The organism is Vibrio quintilis (assembly GCF_024529975.1).
Classification (GTDB): Bacteria; Pseudomonadota; Gammaproteobacteria; order Enterobacterales; family Vibrionaceae; genus Vibrio; species Vibrio quintilis.
The window spans coordinates 3,523,507-3,540,666 of record NZ_AP024897.1; the positions used below are offsets into that span (position 1 = coordinate 3,523,507).

Annotated in this window: 15 protein-coding genes and 1 CRISPR repeat array; of the genes, 8 read left to right on the top strand and 7 right to left on the bottom strand. The window is 46.9% G+C overall.

Annotated elements, in window-relative coordinates:
* The first annotated feature begins 94 nt into the window (after positions 1–94).
* Positions 95–985, top strand: coding sequence for a LysR family transcriptional regulator (locus tag OC443_RS16085; protein ID WP_073583037.1), 891 nt, complete (start codon positions 95–97; stop codon positions 983–985).
* 98 nt (positions 986–1,083) lie between these two features.
* On the opposite strand, the gene OC443_RS16090 is transcribed toward OC443_RS16085, so the two are convergent.
* Entirely contained in the window at positions 1,084–1,674 is a 591-nt protein-coding gene (locus tag OC443_RS16090) for an ATP-dependent Clp protease proteolytic subunit (protein WP_073583039.1), read from the bottom strand.
* A 376-nt stretch (positions 1,675–2,050) separates the two neighbouring features.
* Here OC443_RS16090 and OC443_RS16095 point away from each other — a divergent pair, with 376 nt between their 5' ends.
* The 6 genes from OC443_RS16095 to OC443_RS16120 all read left to right on the top strand — a co-directional run bounded on the left by OC443_RS16095 (position 2,051) and on the right by OC443_RS16120 (position 10,035).
* Entirely contained in the window at positions 2,051–3,799 is a 1,749-nt protein-coding gene (locus OC443_RS16095; protein WP_073583041.1) for a lysophospholipid acyltransferase family protein, read from the top strand.
* A 252-nt stretch (positions 3,800–4,051) separates the two neighbouring features.
* Positions 4,052–4,954 carry an N-acetylmuramidase family protein gene (locus tag OC443_RS16100; RefSeq protein WP_073583043.1) on the top strand — a complete coding sequence of 301 codons (903 nt, stop codon included), beginning with the start codon at positions 4,052–4,054 and terminating at the stop codon, positions 4,952–4,954.
* A gap of 3 nt (positions 4,955–4,957) precedes the next feature.
* On the top strand, positions 4,958–5,758 hold the full coding sequence (locus OC443_RS16105) for a class I SAM-dependent methyltransferase (protein WP_073583045.1): 801 nt from the start codon (positions 4,958–4,960) through the stop codon (positions 5,756–5,758).
* A complete protein-coding gene (locus tag OC443_RS16110; RefSeq protein ID WP_073583047.1) occupies positions 5,755–7,308 on the top strand; it encodes a transporter substrate-binding domain-containing protein in 1,554 nt (517 codons plus the stop codon). Before OC443_RS16105 ends, OC443_RS16110 begins: the two co-directional genes overlap by 4 nt.
* Positions 7,305–7,943: a hypothetical protein gene (locus OC443_RS16115; RefSeq protein ID WP_073583049.1), complete on the top strand. Its 639-nt coding sequence runs from the start codon at positions 7,305–7,307 to the stop codon at positions 7,941–7,943. The genes OC443_RS16110 and OC443_RS16115 overlap by 4 nt, the downstream gene beginning before the upstream one ends.
* The gene (locus OC443_RS16120) at positions 7,936–10,035 is read left to right on the top strand and encodes a PDC sensor domain-containing protein (protein WP_073583051.1); all 2,100 of its coding nucleotides are present in this window, start codon (positions 7,936–7,938) and stop codon (positions 10,033–10,035) included. The genes OC443_RS16115 and OC443_RS16120 overlap by 8 nt, the downstream gene beginning before the upstream one ends.
* A gap of 54 nt (positions 10,036–10,089) precedes the next feature.
* Here the strand turns inward: OC443_RS16120 and OC443_RS16125 are convergent, their stop codons facing one another.
* The 3 genes from OC443_RS16125 to OC443_RS16135 all read right to left on the bottom strand — a co-directional run bounded on the left by OC443_RS16125 (position 10,090) and on the right by OC443_RS16135 (position 13,271).
* Positions 10,090–10,530 carry a GNAT family N-acetyltransferase gene (locus tag OC443_RS16125; RefSeq protein ID WP_073583053.1) on the bottom strand — a complete coding sequence of 147 codons (441 nt, stop codon included), beginning with the start codon at positions 10,528–10,530 and terminating at the stop codon, positions 10,090–10,092.
* 83 nt (positions 10,531–10,613) lie between these two features.
* On the bottom strand, positions 10,614–12,164 hold the full coding sequence (locus OC443_RS16130; protein ID WP_262021687.1) for a S1 family peptidase: 1,551 nt from the start codon (positions 12,162–12,164) through the stop codon (positions 10,614–10,616).
* Between the two features lie 477 nt (positions 12,165–12,641).
* Positions 12,642–13,271, bottom strand: coding sequence for a hypothetical protein (locus OC443_RS16135; RefSeq protein ID WP_073583057.1), 630 nt, complete (start codon positions 13,269–13,271; stop codon positions 12,642–12,644).
* A 78-nt stretch (positions 13,272–13,349) separates the two neighbouring features.
* Positions 13,350–13,744: a CRISPR direct-repeat array (repeat unit 29 nt; unit sequence CGGTTCATCCCCGTATGTACGGGGAACAC).
* A gap of 502 nt (positions 13,745–14,246) precedes the next feature.
* On the opposite strand from OC443_RS16135, the gene OC443_RS16140 reads away from it, so the two are divergent.
* On the top strand, positions 14,247–14,444 hold the full coding sequence (locus OC443_RS16140) for a hypothetical protein (RefSeq protein ID WP_073583059.1): 198 nt from the start codon (positions 14,247–14,249) through the stop codon (positions 14,442–14,444).
* A gap of 424 nt (positions 14,445–14,868) precedes the next feature.
* Here the strand turns inward: OC443_RS16140 and OC443_RS16145 are convergent, their stop codons facing one another.
* The 3 genes from OC443_RS16145 to OC443_RS16155 are packed head-to-tail and all read right to left on the bottom strand — an operon-like array spanning position 14,869 to position 17,115.
* A complete protein-coding gene (locus OC443_RS16145; protein WP_073583061.1) occupies positions 14,869–15,387 on the bottom strand; it encodes an ankyrin repeat domain-containing protein in 519 nt (172 codons plus the stop codon).
* The gene (locus OC443_RS16150; RefSeq protein ID WP_200796923.1) at positions 15,384–16,646 is read right to left on the bottom strand and encodes an S-type pyocin domain-containing protein; all 1,263 of its coding nucleotides are present in this window, start codon (positions 16,644–16,646) and stop codon (positions 15,384–15,386) included. Before OC443_RS16150 ends, OC443_RS16145 begins: the two co-directional genes overlap by 4 nt.
* The gene (locus tag OC443_RS16155; RefSeq protein WP_143169318.1) at positions 16,537–17,115 is read right to left on the bottom strand and encodes a hypothetical protein; all 579 of its coding nucleotides are present in this window, start codon (positions 17,113–17,115) and stop codon (positions 16,537–16,539) included. The genes OC443_RS16150 and OC443_RS16155 overlap by 110 nt, the downstream gene beginning before the upstream one ends.
* Positions 17,116–17,160 lie beyond the last annotated feature (45 nt).

Genomic DNA, 17,160 nt, shown 5'->3' on the forward strand with positions numbered 1-17,160 from the left:
TCCCCGCTTCTATGCAAGTTAATGTATAAATACATTGACTTCTAAGGGCGTCTGAATCCAATATAAATTAGATTAATTTCGATACGGAAAAAATATGGAACTTCGTTATCTGAAGTATTTTGTGGCTGTCGCAGAAACTAAACACTTTACCCGGGCCGCAGAAAGACTGGGCATAGCCCAGCCTCCGCTCAGTCAACAGATAAAAAAACTGGAGCATGAAGTGGGGGCCCCCCTGTTCATCCGGCTCACCCGGGGTGTCGAACTGACGCCGGCCGGAGAGACGCTTTATCCGCATGCAGTCCGGATTTTATCTTCAGTCGATGAAGCCGTGAACAAAGTGCAGCAGGTCGCCAGAGGGGAAATTAATAAAATCAAGCTGGGATTTGCCACATCAACCGGCATGCTGGAAAAAGTACTGACGCTGGTACACAGGTTTCAGTCCCGCCATCCGGATATTCAAATTATTCCGTCTGAAGTCCCAATGCCCCAGCTGGTCGATAATTTACTGGATAAACAGGTGGATATTGCGTTTCTGCGTTTGCCCTGTTATGCCAGTGAAAAACTTGAAAAATGGGAATTATTTGACGACCCGTTTGTCGCTGTGTTACCGGAATCAAACCCGCTGAGTCATCATCATCAGTTGTCACTTCATCAACTCAAAGATCAGGAACTGGTCGTGTTTCCCAGAGAAACAGGTCCGGGTCTGTTCGATGCCCTGCATCAGGCCTTAGACAATTTTGATATTAAACCGAAGAGCAATATCAGTGCGCCTCAGCTCCGTGCCACGGTTTCTATGGCACTGGCAGGGATTGGTATTGCGCTGGTTCCCCAGTCTCTGACAGAGCATCTCAGCGGACATAGCAGAATCATTCCGGTCAGTGACATGCCGTTATCCAGCCGGGTGGTCCTGTCATGGAATAAGACATCGTTAAGTGAGCCGGTACGGCAGTTTATCGCGCTGTCTAAATCCTACGGCATTGCCTGAGCAGAAGCTGCAGACGATACGACAATCATTCACTCAGAGATAAAAAAGGCCTGAATATCTCAGGCCTTTTGAACAAAGATGAGAATCACCACCTGATACTACGACACTTCAAGGTCATTCCAGCTTGAGATCAGATGCGTCGCAATACCGTATTCAATCGCCTGTTCCGGGCTCATCCAGTAGTTACGGTCGGTATCCTGCGCTACTTTTTCCAGCGGCTGCCCGGTCGCATCACTAATCAGCTTATTGATTCTTTCACGGGCTCTGAGTAACTCATTCGCTTCAATCTCAATATCTGATACCCGGCCCTGAACGCCCCCTAAAGGCTGATGAATCATAAAACGGGTATTTGGCAACGTGTAGCGATCCTGCTTTTCTGCGCCCAGATAAATCGTGATTCCGGCGCTGGCAACCCAGCCTGTTCCGATTGTCAGCACTTTAGGTTTCACAAACTGAATCATATCGTGAATCGTGTCACCTGCTTCAACATGCCCGCCCTGGCTGTTGATAAACAGCTTGATCGGCTCGTCACCCATTTCCTGCAAAATCAGTAACTGTGCTGTCACTTTCTCCGCCAGTTTCTGATCGATCTCACCCGAAATGATGATTGAGCGGGATTTCAGCAAATGCTGAGCCGCCATACCTGCACCATTTTCTTCCTTTTCGTTTTTATTTGCCTCATCTGACATGATAAACACTCCGCGAGTTAGTTAGATCGTATCCGGTGATACAGGCACCAAGAACATGCGCTTACCTGCTTTACCGGTCACGGGTAATCAACTGATTGTTAATAACAAACCATAAGCATACCCGGTATTGTGCATAAAAGGGATATATTTATCTGCGCCTCACATATATACCCAAGCAACCTGAAGATGCAGGGTTCAGGTTGCTTGGATATACAACTATACTAGTATCGACTTTCATTCACGTTTGTATATAATAAAAAACGTTGTTTTATTCATCATATTGTCACTTGGGTGACATGAAAGTCTCATTAAAAGAGAACAGAATTGAAATATCACCAGATTAGCATGACTGGCAGAAGACTGAAACGAGGTTGATATGTTATCAAATAGTCCTTTTAGGCTACCGAGGAAAACTCCTTTTGGCCTTGGTGAACACCTTACTGAGTGGGCAACCGGATTACGTAAGCTCGATAAATTTTATGCACAGCGCCCCGCAGGTTGCGATACCAGAGAGTTCTTAAGATTTACGCTTGAAATTCTCGGAATTGATTATCAGGTTGTGAAAGGCGGACTGGGCCATATTCCAGCTTCTGGCCCGACTGTGATTGTTGCGAATCATCCGCTGGGTTGTGTTGAAGGTGTCATTCTGGCAGAAATTCTGCTTCAGGTTCGCTCTGATGTACAGATTCTGGCCAATCATTATCTCAAAACCGTGCCGGAACTGGATTCCCTTTTCATCGGCGTCGACGTATTTAAACCCAATTCAAATCTGGCTGCCGTCCGGGCCGCTCACCGCCATCTTGCAGACGGTGGATTATTGTTGATTTTTCCGGCCGGAGAGGTTTCTCACCTCGTCAAAGACAAACAACAGCGCCTGCAGGATATTGAGTGGAGCCAGTCGGTCAGCAAACTGGTCAGAAAAAACAAGGCGATTTCAGTGCCGGTATTTATCAACGGGCAGAATTCCAGACGATTTTATATGGCCGGAAAAATTCACCCGCTGCTGAGAACGCTGATGCTCGGACGTGAATTACTGAACAAAAAATCATCCAAACCGATCGAAATAGCAATCGGCCAGCAGATTCAGTTTAAAGAAATGAAATCCCTGACGGATGAACAGCTGGTACATTACCTGCGTTTCAATACCTATTTACTCAACCCGGCCACCAAACAGCTACGGAATAAAGACGTTGGCGATCAAAGCCTGCCACCGATAGCCGGACGCTTACCGGTTGAAGATTTAAAACAGGATATTTCGCGGCTAAGTGCAGAAGAACACCTGTTGACACACAATGAATTTGACGTGTACTGCGCCCGTCCGGAATCCATTCCTGCCATCATGCATGAAATTGGCAGAGTCCGGGAACAAAATTTCCGTCAGGTGGGTGAAGGCACCGGATTATCTCTGGACGTTGACAAATTTGATCGGGATTATCTGCACCTGTTCATCTGGGATCATGACAATGAACAGCTGGTCGGCGCTTATCGTCTCGGCCTTGTTGATCATCTGATTGAAAAACATGGCTTATCCGGGCTGTATTCAAGTACTTTGTTTAACTATGATCCGAAATTCATTCAACAGATGGGTAAATGTATTGAAATGGGGCGTTCTGTCGTTGCCGGAGAGTACCAGCGCAACATGACCTCTCTGTTATTACTCTGGAAAGGGATCGCGACTTTCACCAGCCGTAACCCTGATTATACCCACTTGTTTGGCCCGGTCAGTATCAGTAATGATTATAGTGAAGATGCCCGTCAGCTTCTGACGGAAAGTCTCTCGGTCAATTATTATGATCAACAACAGGCACAGCTGGTTTCGCCCACGAACCCACTGCCAAAGAATCAACATTATGACTGGCATAAATCACTGCTCAATGCCTTGTCTGACCTGCAGTTACTCTCACGCCTGATTGCCCGGATTGATGAAGGGAAAGGTGTGCCGGTCCTGTTGCGTCAATACCTGAGCCTGAACGGTAAACTGGTCTGTTTCAATGTTGACCCTGACTTCAACGATGCACTCGATGGCCTGATTGTCGTTGACCTGCGCCAGGTTCCGCAAAAAACCCTGGGACGCTATATGGGCAGTGAACAGGCGAAAGAGTATCTCACCTATCATCAAAAATAATCACTTCTCAATTGTGGTTGAATAACCACTTAGCTTCTCCGGTCTGTTCCGCCAGAGATCGGAGAAGCACCCCCGGGTCTGATTTCCTTTCACGTCCCTTTTGCCGCTATTGGCTGGCGAAAGATCAACAGATCCAGGCCCCGATTCCCCCGTGAACTTCATACTTACCACCAATTAAACCCGGCGCATTCCCGTTAATTTATCACCTGGATTCATTTGTCACTCTGATAACCAAAAACGGGACTAATCATCATGAAACACCTCAACCTGACCGCCTCAGTTGGTGCCGGGGCAGAAAATGAACCTGACGATGTGCTGAATATTCAAAAAGCACTCAACCAGATTGCAGAAAAGATCGGGCTGAACAAACCGCTTGCGGAAGATGGTGAGATTCATACTGAAAGCAGTGACTCTCCAACCTGCCAGGCGATCGGCCTGATGCAGCAAAACCTGTGTCAGTTTCACCATCCGGACCAGCGGATTGACTGTCATGGCCGGACTTATAAAGCTCTCGTTATGGCGCTGGAACCGGAAGTCAGCTACGAGGAAATGTTCGCATCAGGGACTGAACCACAAAAAGGGCTGACCGATGACGATTTTCAGGCAGCCGCTGAAGTCCTGCAGTGTGAAACCGCAGCCATTCAGGCTGTCTCTGAAGTTGAGTCCGCAGGCAGCGGGTTCTTTAGCAACGATCTGCCCAAAATTCTTTTTGAAGCACATAAATTTTCCGGTTTCACCCATCACGGGTTTGATGCCTCCCACCCGGACATTTCTTCCGAAACATGGGATCGCTCCCTGTATCTGGGCGGAGAAAAAGAGTATCACCGCCTGAAACAGGCAATGGCCCTCGACAGTACTGCTGCGCTGAAATCCGCCTCTTATGGCCGTTACCAAATCATGGGATTCAATTACCAAAGAGCCGGCTATGAGAATGTGCAGAATTTTGTGCACAGTATGGTGAGCGCCGAGCGTAATCATCTGATGGCTGTCATTCATTTTATTAAGTCAAATCACACCTTACTTCAGGCAATTCAAACCCTGGACTGGCCGGTATTTGCCCGTGAATACAATGGGCCAGAGTACGCAGTCAATCACTACGATCTTCGTCTGCAGTCAGCGTACGAAAAATATCGCGCATCAATGAGAAGGAGCTGAATTTTGAGTGCATCAAATATCCCGGAAACTGCGAAAGCCTACAATAGCTACCACGGTATTGGCTTATATAACACCCGTTACCCGCAGGCGAACGCCCGGGTACTGCATATCATCTTTAATGTTCTGTCTGCGCTGCCCACACAGTGCCGGATTCTCGACTATGGGTGTGGTTATGGCCGCTATTTATACCCGATTCTCAGACAAACCCGACACCATATATACGGCTATGACATCAGTGAAGTTGCGATTAAACAAGCCATGATAAACCTGAGTATGTTTCAGGAGCGGATTGCACTGTTTACGCAACCGGATGAACTGGACGATGCTCTCCGGGATACGGATGGTGACGGCAATATTGATGCCGGGTTGTTGCTGTTTGGCGTCTTATCTCACCTGAAAGGAAAAGAACAACGGATCAAGCTGTTGAAGTGGTTTTATGACCATCTTCATCCGGATCATGGCCGGCTGATTTTGTCGGTACCGAACCGGCAGCGACGTTTTCTGTATCATCAATGGAAAAATAAACGTCATCATCCCGAAGATCCCGCCGGGGATATTACCTATCACCGCATTCAGTCTGGCCGGAAAATCCCCCTTTATTATCACCTTTACCGGGACAGTGAACTGAAAGATGAGCTGGAAAAAGCAGGATTTGAACTCGAACAGTTTACTGCCGAAAGTTTTCTGCCTGAGCGAACGGTCATTCACTCCCCTTTCATCAGCAAACTGGATCACCGTCTTTGCCAGCTGATTCCTGCCTCTGCTGGTTACGGTATTCTGGCCGTCGCAAGGAGGCGGTCATGAAGTATCTCTCATTTCTGCTTGCGCTGCTTTTCAGTGTATGGATTCATTCTGCTGCTGCCGCGAATTTACTTGAACAAATTCGCCAGAGAGGCGTCATCGTGATCGGGGTAAAAACCGATTATCCGCCCTGGGGAATGATGGATAAAGATCATGACTACGCGGGATTTGAGCCCGGAATCGGGCGGCAGATTGCCAAAGAGCTGAATGTCAAAGTGCAATTCAAAACAGTGACGAGTTCCAACCGGTTTCAAAGGCTGAATGAGAATGACGTCGATATGCTGATTGCAACCGTCGGCGATACCCAGAAAAGACATCAGCAGGTCCATATGGTGCTGCCTCATTACTTTCGCAGTGGTGTCACCGTCCTAGCTCACTACAGTAAAAATATCCGGTTGTGGGCTGATCTGATCGGACAACCGGTCTGTCTGACCGCAGGGGCCTATTTCAATAAAACCCTGGTACAAAACTACCGGATTGAACCCATTATTCTGATGAGTAACCGGGATGTAAAACTGGCGCTCATCACCAATAAATGTCAGGCATGGGCTTATGACAACAGTAGTTTGTTTCATTTGAGTCAGATGCCACAGTGGCAAGACTACGAGTTACCACTGGAAACCATTCTGCCGACACACTGGTCACTGGTGACCCGCAAAGACACCGCTTCAAAATCACTGTCTGCGTGGTTGTCCGGCTTTCTGATTCAGCATATCCGTCAGGGTGACTTACTGGCATGGGCCAGAGGCTGGGACCTGCCGGATCAACATTACCTGGAGCAGCAGCATCAGCTTTGGCTGAGCAAGGATGAAAACGGCCAGCCAGTGTGCAGCCGTTCTCCTTCAGCAACGAACCGGGCTCTCTGTTTTGAACCAACGCTGAGCCTGATGAACCCCTCAACCTACACCTACTGGCCGTTCGATAAATTTGACACCGAACTGCTGGCTCAGTCTTTACTGCATACGGTATTTTATACATTACTCGCACTGATCATAACGGTCATCATCGCCGTCACTTTCTCTTTCCTGACACTATATACACCATCCTGGTTTGGAAAGATTGTCGCTTTTCTCACCCATATCCAGAGCACCATTCCACCCATTCTGATGCTGTATCTGGTTTATTTCGGAGCACTCTCATACTGGTACGACGCAGGGCAGGAAACCATTCTCGATGGTGTCAGTATCTCTTTAATCGTTCTGTCGCTCTACACCGCAGCAGGAATCAATAATTTGATCGTTGCGTCATCTTCCGGTGAAAACAAACTGATTCACCGCTACATCAGAAGTTATACCGGGGTCAAAGCCAACCTGATTAATCTGGCGAAAGCCGCCGGGATGGCAAGTGTCATTGCCTCTCCGAATGCAGTTCTGGTGATCAACAGCCTGGTCGCCAGTACCGGACAACCTGTGTTACTGATGAGTCTGCTGGCTGCATTTTATTACACCGAAGTCATGTTATTTACCGTATTAACTGAATCCTGCATGTCTGCTTTCCGTGCCCGCTACGCCCACACCGTAGTGAGCAAAACATTGCCCGGAGACCCGCTATGAGTCACTCAGAATTATATTCTTTAACCCTGTTATTATTACCGGCGTTCACCTATAACCTGTTGATTTCATTTTTAGCGACTGTGGTTGGTATTCCAATCGGGTGGGCACTCAGTCTGCTGAGCCTGACATCCAGCCGCTGGTTTCATCCTATCGCCCGGTTGATACAGTCAATCTTCTGTAATGTACCCAGTTTTGTTCTGCTGTTCTATCTGACCATGATCATGCCATCTCATCTGGAGTTATTCAGCTTTCACTGGCAGCTTTCCCCGCTGATCAAAACAGTAGTCGCGCTGGCGATTCCGGTAATCGGTTACAGCTGCGATGCATTTATCCAGCAACATCAGGGGCATAAAGCCATCACTATGGCGGCACTAAAACAGTTTTTCATTGTGATTCTCATGGCCTCAACAACGGCCTCAGTGATTGGTGTGAAGGAAATTCTGGCAACGGCCAATATGTTTATCGCCTCTGCCGGTCATGCAGGCATTATGCTACCTGTTTACGGAGTGGTGACTTTCATTTTCATTCTGTCCGGCCTGCTGATTCAGCTGATATTCACCTTCCTGAAGCACATTCACTTCCATAAAACCCCGTCCGAAACACCGGCTCACGCTCAGGAGATAAATCATGACTAACCGCATCCTGACATCCCAGCACCTGCGGCGGACCTGTTTGGTCTTCGCATTCATCGCCGCCGGATTATTGCTGCTCAAATTTCAGTGGCAAACCCAAATCGATACAAAAATCAGACATGATTTAGTCTATCAAAGCATTCAGGCCGGCACGCAAATCAATCAACGCCTGGAAACACTGACCAGCCTTGCCCGCATGCTCAGGTTGCAGATTATCCGGGAAAATCTCAGCGATCAGCAGATCCGGCAAAAAATCCGGGATGCCGTAAAAAATACAGAAGGGGTTTTCCGCGGCGGGATTGCATTTAAACGCAACCGCTGGTCCGGGAAAACCGCCCTTTATTCACCTTATTATCAGAAAAATTACCACAACAGCGCATCCCAGCAGATTACTGACAGCTATAACTACACCAAACCTGACTCAGCAGAAGGTGAAAGAACAGTTTGGTTCAATCAGCCTCTTGAGCTGGGCAATATGTGGACTGAGCCCTATTTCGACAAACAGGCCGGCACCTGGCTGATCACCTATTCGATGCCTTTCAGGTCTGGGTATGATGGTCAGCGAAATAATGGCAATGATGGGGTGGTTTTTCTCAGTCTCTCTCTGGATGAACTGACCAACAAAATGTTTCAGCTCCATCTGGGGAATCAGGGATTCGGCGTGCTGATCTCAGGGACTGGCAAGCTCATTACTTCACCGGATCAGTCGATTATCGGCCATAGTATTTTCCAGTTGTCACCGAAAGGCTATCCGTTGCTCAATGCGATTTCTCCGCTGCTGCAACGGGGGGAACTCTCTACATTCATTCATCCGTTAACCGGACACGAACAGTGGATGGTTCTCAGGCGGGTCGATGCGCTGAATGCATGGCTGGCACTTATCATTGATGCCAACGAGCTGCGGCTGAACCGGAGTGTGTCAAAATGGTACTGGGACATGGTCCCTTTTTTTTCGATTGCAGCACTGGTCACGCTGCTGGCCTCCTATCATTTTCCGACACAAAGTCACCAGGCAACCAACCGGGTCTATACCGCTTTATCCGTTTGTCTGTTTTCATGCCTGCTCTTACTCTGGTATCAGGCTCTGACCCCAAAAGCTCTCGCGCAGGGACAAATTCTGCTGGTGGATAAGCAAAGTGCCCGGATGGCATTAAAAAAAATCAGCGCAGTCTCTGCTCAGAAAATTACCATGCAGCATGTCCAGCCGATCCGGATAGAGATTCAGTCCATTGATCTGCTCAAAGCCGATCAAATCAGCCTGATCGGAGAAGTCATCTCCTGGTCGGGAGAAAGCAAATATCCCCCCTTACAAATCGATTATGTTGAGAGTATCAACTGGTCATTAAAGCGTTCTTACCCAAAAACGCAGGTCTGGGAATTTGTTGCCACCATCAAGCAGCCTTTTGATTATGGATCGTTTCCGCTTGATAACGAGATCATCCGGCTGACCTTACTGCCACCACCTTATGACAAAGAAACCATCCTCATTCCGCAGTTTTCCAGTTACAATTCGATGCGGCCAGAATCCAGACCCGGCGTGGCAATCCAAAAAGATGAGTTTTCCGGCTGGAAACTGTTACGCACTTTTTTTAACTACCAGAGAGCGGCATTCACCGGATACGGTGAACAGGCGCATCTGCTGGATAACCTGCCTGCGATTAATCTTGACCTGAATATTGTGATTCAGCGGAATATCACCGGGCCAATCATCAGCCATATCATGCCCTTGCTGGTGGTCAGTTTTCTGACCTACTGCATGCTCAGGCTCTGGACAAAAGATGAAAAAAAACAAGCCTTATGGGGGTTCAGTACCGCGACTGTGCTTCAATACTGCGCATCACTCTTCTTCATCCTGATCATCGCTCATGTTGCATTACGGGATGCGCTCAATGCACACGGCATCATTTTTATCGAGTACTTCTATTTTCTGGCTTATCTGCAAATCATGTTTACAGCGATTGGTGCACTGGTTTACACCTCCGGCATTCATGTCCGGGTGTTTGAATACGAGCAGGGAGCAAGGATTAAGCAGTGGTACTGGCCTTTTATTCTGATGTTGTCTCTGCTCATTACCACGATTTTTATCGAAAAATAGCACCGGATATTGGTATTTTTGTCGCAGCCATAAAAACCGCGATGATACAAAGTGTCATCCGGTTTTCAGCATCATATTGTATTCTTCGTTAGTTTCACTGATACACTCAAACCCCAGACTGACATAAAGCTTTTGTGCCGGGTTGGTTTTAATCACACTCAACCCAACATCTGCACCGCTGAGACGTGCTTGATCAATGAGAGACTGAATTAACTGCCGGCCAATCGTTTGATTCTGATATTGCGGGTGGACCTGAATCTGAAAAATATACCATTGGTTCAGTTCATGTATAAAAGCGGCTTTAAACAACCCTGCGGCAGTGCCGTCACATTCGATAATCCGGGCATGGTCAAATTCATATTCAATACGCTTTATATAATCTTCCCGTGTGGTCGGCATACCAACATCTTCGAGATAAGGTCGCATGGTGGCATCCCTTAACAGGATTAAAAAATCGATATCTGATGTCTGTGCTTTTCTGAGTGTGATGTCCATACCAGCTCCTGCAAATCCCTTAAGTGTAGACAACTGATTTTTACCCGGCAAAAACCTTTGCCGGGTCTTCAGGATAACAGGGTTTAGTCAAGCCCGTTTTCTAAATCTTCCGGAGTGCCGGGAAATTCAGATGGACTCATCCCCGGATCATACGTATCGTCTGATTGATAACTACCGGAAAAGTGGATAATAGCGGGCAAGACAGAATCCCCTGACTGACTCATCCGGATATACAGGCTCAGATTCACCTCAGTATCATAATCTTCAGGATTCATGCCGGCTTTTTCTCTGTCGACACGAACAATTACAGAACAGGTATCATTTTCTGCCAGAACATCAGGACAACGGTTATCATAGATAGTAACACCATCGGCCAATTCAAAATCACTGATACTGAATGCTTCTCCGGTATGATTAGGAACCTGCACTTTTACCAGAGTTATCTTATTTGCGGAAACAGAAGTTTTCTTCAGTAAATACATTCCCGGTTCAAACGTATCCTCTTTATCATAGTTGTTGTTGAAATGAATCGTCACCGGCAATTCAGAAGCCTCCGGATGACTCGTCTGCATCTTCAGTTTCAGTTCTGTATCGTAATCTTCCGGATTCAGACCCGCTTTTTCTCTGTCTACCCGGGCAACAACGGAACATGATTTGAACTGCGCCACTTCATCTGCACATTGGTTATCAAAGATAGTGACACCTTCGGGTAACTCAAAACCTGTGATAGCAAATGCTTTATCACTGTAGTTTTTCACGGGTATAGTCACCAGCGCTTTCTTATTCACTGTGACAGAAACATTCTGCTGAACATAACTCACGCCACTGGTTCTGGCTTTTATCCAGTCACTGTACTTCGCAATGCTGGTATAAACACCATAAGGGTCAGCCTGAGAACACTCATTCCCCCAACTGGCAATACCAACCTGTTTGAAAGTTCCGTCATGATTGATCATCAGCGGACTGCCGGAATCTCCGGTACATGCGCCCTTAACATCAGCGATATCACCGGCACAAACAGCGTCATCACCTACATAAATGTAATTTCCACCCAGATTCTGACATGTACTGCGATCAACGTAAGGTAACTCAGACTGATTTAATGACTTACTGTATGTAAATCCCTGATCAGAGGCATTTTTCCACCCCATCACTGTCATCACATCACCAGAAATCAGAGCATCAGCCAGTGTTTCCGGGGCCAGTTTCACCGGCGTTCCTGAGGCTTCATATTCCAGTTCGATGATTGCAATATCATGAAGTGATGGTTTGGCAAAACTATCCGATAAAGGCGTAACTGCCTGATAGTTATCCGGAAGGTAAACATGGCGAATGGCCACTTTCTGGCCTTCAGATCCCACATGATTCAAATCATTAATTCCGACAATCGCATAATCTTCTAAACCGTCACTTAATGTGGCACCACACCGGCCTGAAGTCATTAAATAGCGGCCACCAAGAAAAGTCGCACTACACGCCCGGCTTGCATCAGTATCATCATACCGTCTGTATTTGTGGTAAACCGCCGCCATAAATGGCCACTTCAGTTCGTTTTGCGCTGTATCTGTTGTTTGCACACCTGCATCAGACACCTGCGAGACAGTATAAGGAGCCAGAGGAGTTGTATTTATCAAGGAAGTTAAATCCGTTTGAGCAACAGATATAAGACTGACCGGTAATGTTAAACCAGCCAATGCAGCCGAAATACACTTTTTCATATTTATTCACCAATAAATTAAAATATTAATCATTTAAAAACCGAAGTAAATTATAAAAATACAACGATCAAACCCTTGGGATATCTCTAAAGAGTGAAAAATAAAATACAGTGTTTTAATTTGATAATCAACCAGTTTTATTACACCGATTGATATGAAACCGCAAATAATTATAACCTAATGATTTTTATTATAAAATTTATGTAAACTTGGTTTAACCAAATGCGATACCAAATAAAATCACTTATTATAAAAATAATCAAATAGCAATAAAATACATTAACAAAAAGTGAAATATAATGTTCATCAGTGATGAACTTTAATATTGATCAAAAATCAACCAGCCAGATAAGTTATATAAAAAGAAGAATGATTCACTACAGATAAGAATATTTATATTTTGAATAACCGGTTCAGGATCAAAGCCAGAGAAATTTCATACCCTGCGCTTAGCTGATTTATTTTTATTCGCAAGATTGAGGCTGTCGTGGAATATTTGGTGCGCTGATTCGTCTTGCTGCTCCAGGCAGCTTTCGGTGCACGCGCCCCAGATACCCTTTCCCGGCGGAAAGCGTATCCGGAAACGCCTTTTGGCGCGCGCTGGCCGGGTCGGTTTTGTAAGCGCATCCATGCGGTTAGCTGATTTGTTTTGTCCGGAAGATTCTGGCTTCTGTGGTAAGTGTGGTGCGCCATTAATTTTTGTGGGTTCAAGCAACCTCTGTCGCACGCGCCCCAGATACCCTTTCCCGGCGGAAAGCGTATCCGGAAACGCCTTTTGGCGCGCGCTGGCCGGATCGGTTTTGTAAGCGCATCCATGCGGTTAGCTGATTTGTTTTGTCCGGAAGATTCTGGCTTCTGTGGTAAGTGTGGTGCGCCATTAATTTTTGTGGGTTCAAGCGACCTCTGTCGCACGCGCCCCAGATACCCTTTCCCGGCGGAAAGCGTATCCGGAAACGCCTTTTGGCGCGCGCTGGCCGGGTCGGTTTTGTAAGCGCATCCATGCGCACAAAACCTCAAATTCATCCTGAATTTGCCTGTTATAGGGTTTCCCCGTATGTACGGGGAACACTGGACCGGGCAAATTTGATTTTGGATAAAGCTCGGTTCATCCCCGTATGTACGGGGAACACGATGTCCTGTTCATTCGAAACATAGCTAATTCCGGTTCATCCCCGTATGTACGGGGAACACTTTTGTCTATTTTCAGATAATGCTGAAGATAGCGGTTCATCCCCGTATGTACGGGGAACACTTCCCATAATCTTTGCTCGTAGATCCTGTTTACGGTTCATCCCCGTATGTACGGGGAACACGAACTTTTGGATATGCTGAAAGAAGAGCTAGACGGTTCATCCCCGTATGTACGGGGAACACGTGATACGGTTGTTGTGCTGATCCAGTATCCGCGGTTCATCCCCGTATGTACGGGGAACACCTTTCTTAATGTAACTACAACACGCCCCATCACGGTTCATCCCCGTATGTACGGGGAACACCTAATTGTAGATCATTGATTTAAATAAACAAAATCAGCACTTCAAAATCTACCAGCTTTCCGGCACGAAAACAGCCTCATTTGAACACGGGATTGCGCGCACTATTCGACAATGTCACGACCAGAACAAGATATCGCAGAAATGATATCCGGACCTTTACTGATGACCTTATTTCCAGTCATTGACTCTCTACCCGGCCAAGACTATTCTAGCCGCTCACCGGCAAAATCCGGTGACGGGTTTAGGACCCCGGATTTCAACCGTACGACATATAAAATGTCAGCTTCATGCTGATTTATTTATATGCAGTTATTTACACCTGAATTTTATGGTTTTGTCACTTTTTCAGACAAAAGCATTTCAAATCATGGTGAGCTGAACGAGGCTGACTTCGGTCAGGCCGTTTCCGTACGGGCGGTTGTCCTAACCTTGTTCAGTTCACCACCCATTCTTAGGACCTCTGAGTGGTGAGTTTTTTTCATCTATTCGTACGGAGGCACTTATGCCTGTAACAATCACTTTCGACCCTCACCTTTCACAGAAATCCCGTGAATATCTGATTCAGCTTGAAGATCATCTCGATGAGACCGGGCAAAACAATCAGAAAGCACGTGATGCGTTACTTTACCTGAACAAGCTGCTGACCATTCATGCTTCAATCCAGGAAGTCACGACAATGAAGGTGGAAGTACCTGAATAAGACTATTGTTCGAAACTAAGCGAGCTCAGAGTCACTTCGATGAAGTGGCTCTTTTTGATGTTCGAACTGAAGAATGAGACTTTCGTGGATTATTTGGTGCGCGGAATTGGTTTTTAAGCGCATCCATGCGATGCATTGGTTAGATTTTGTCAGCAAGATTCTGGCTTCTGTGGTGGGTGTGGTGCGCCATTGAGTTTTGTGGGTTCAAGCAGCTTTCGGTGCACGCGCCCCAGATACCCTTTCCCGGCGGAAAGCGTATCCGGAAACGCCTTTCGGCGCGCGCTGCCCGGGGCGGTTTTCCCGTATGTCATCAGAAACGCATTCGATTTCGACGGTTCATCCCCGGAAACAGGGGATCTTAGAAAGTGTGATACGAATATTGAGCCGCTCATTCTTTTCAGGTCAACACTATTCAGTCATTTTATTAATCTTCTGAAGCGTACTGCTCAATTAATTCTTTTATCTTCGGATCAACCCCCGCAATAATTGCCACTCCCTCACGAACAGAGCGGCCACCTTCCCGTTTTGCATCCGGATCAGCTCCAAAATCAAGCAACAGCTTCACCACGTCATACAAATAAGGTTTTCCCTTCAGTGCCATTTTTAGCGCATTCATACCGTCGCCGTTCCAATGCCCTATCATCCGATCTGCCCCGCTCTCTAGTAACAGACGCATACCTTCAGTATTACGTTGCCGGACAGCATAAATCAACGGCGTATTGCCATAGCTGTCAATGGCATTGACATCTAAACCCTGATCAATCAGATATTGTATAGATTCAGATGGAGTCTGTTCCGTTAAAGACATAAATACATGGTGTAAATAAGTCCACTGTTCTGATTCCGTCACTTCGTGGATATCTGCACCTTTATCAACAAGTATCCTGACTTCACTCATATCTCCATCAAGTACTGCATCAAATAACTCATATTCGTAACTCATTGTGCATTCCTGCTTTTCAAAAATTTTTTCATATCTCTGATAATTTGTCTCAAATCATCTGAACCCGGCTTTTCATCTTTGTGGCTAAGATTCCGTTTTGCATCTTCAATCTGAAAATAATCCGGATGCGCATTCACAAAATCATTTAGATCAGCCTGACTCATTCCCAGCTCATCGGCAGCTTTCAATATGCGGCGGTTTTCATTGCCGGGTTTATGGCCGTAGTGCCAATCAGTAATCACAGACTGGTCGTCATCAATAAACTGCCCCTGTTCATTCTTATCTGCGGCTTCCTGAATATCTCGCTTGGTTTTCGCCCGGAGACTGGGACGATCCAATGAAGGCTTAGGGTCCGAACCAGGCCCAAACTGACCATTTGGCCGCCTGATCTGCTGATAAACCACATATAGCGGTCTCAGCCCCGTCTCTGCCGGGAAAACCAGAATATAATCTCTTAGATCAGCCTCAGCAACCGGGGTGATATAAGTATTCTCAAATTCTTTTCCCTGTTCGGCCTGTGGATGAATCCAGATGTCATGGGTTTCAAGATCCGGGATTGGGTTCACCAGTATCGGCTTACCGCCAAAATCGCCCGTGATAGGGATCCACTCAATGGTTATGCCATCTTCAAGGGTAACTTCAAATTTATCGCCGTTTTGCGTGACCGTGCGTTTAGGGATGGCATCACCGGCCACATGATAGCCGTAGATATGGCCCGATTCATCAACCCGCAAACGGATATTAGTTTCAACACGGTTACGCTGACGAATGTCATCCTCTGTATAAAGAGTGCCGTCGCCCATTTTAGTTGGTGCAAACGCGGCCAGTATTCCGGCCCGGCCAATGATTTTCATCGTCATACCGGGAAGCTCTGCCAGTGCCTGACCGGCGACTCTGGATAACATCAGGTCATCACTTCCCTGTGCAATGGCTGCCGCGTAAGCGCCATACTGGCCCAGAGAAGATAAAGATTCACACTGTGTTCCAATCTCACAGGTGCCAGCCGGAACCTGAGCGGATTTGGCAAAAATTTGCGGGACGGTTTCTTCTTCCGTTTGTTTATCTTCTGCCGCTTGTTGGGAGTCTGCTGTTTTCCGGGCTTTGTCTGCGGCTTCGCGGCTCAGTACCGTTGCCAGTGCCTGATCAGATTCAAGCAGGTTCTGGTTTCGGGGAAGCTTCCGGTTGTGACGCTGCGGCAGGTGATGACCCGCCTCCACCTGAGCCACCGCCGCCACGGCGCTGACTATTTTGTCGCTCATCGAAATAACTTTCTGCCACATGTCTGAGTAACAGATTTTTCCGGGCGTGTGGAGCATGTCGCCAGCGTGTCATTTCTGCCCGGTGGCTGAGTTGCATTTGTTCACTTTGAGCGTAACGGTACACTGAAGCTGTATTCAGACTGCTGCTGCCATGATGATGCTGCATCATCAGAGTAATCGTTTCAGGGCCAAAGCGGGTGACTAAATCTGCCTGTTGTCTCAGTTCCCATTCAAAGCGGGATAAAGCGTTGATGATTGCTTCTGCGCTGGCGTGCCCCTGCTGATATTGACGATAGATTTTTCCGGAAATTTCAGAGATTTCTCTGGAAAACTGTATAGCGGCAGTCCCTGAAAACAGACAGCCGGAAGAAAAACACCGGGAAGCCATGATTGATACTGAAGTAGAAAAGCGCCGCATCGCGTTATCTACTTCCCAGCTTTGATAAAGAGCGGGACGTTTTTTGTTCATGATGACGTTGTTTTTATAATAAAATTAAAGGGCTTAACCAGTCAG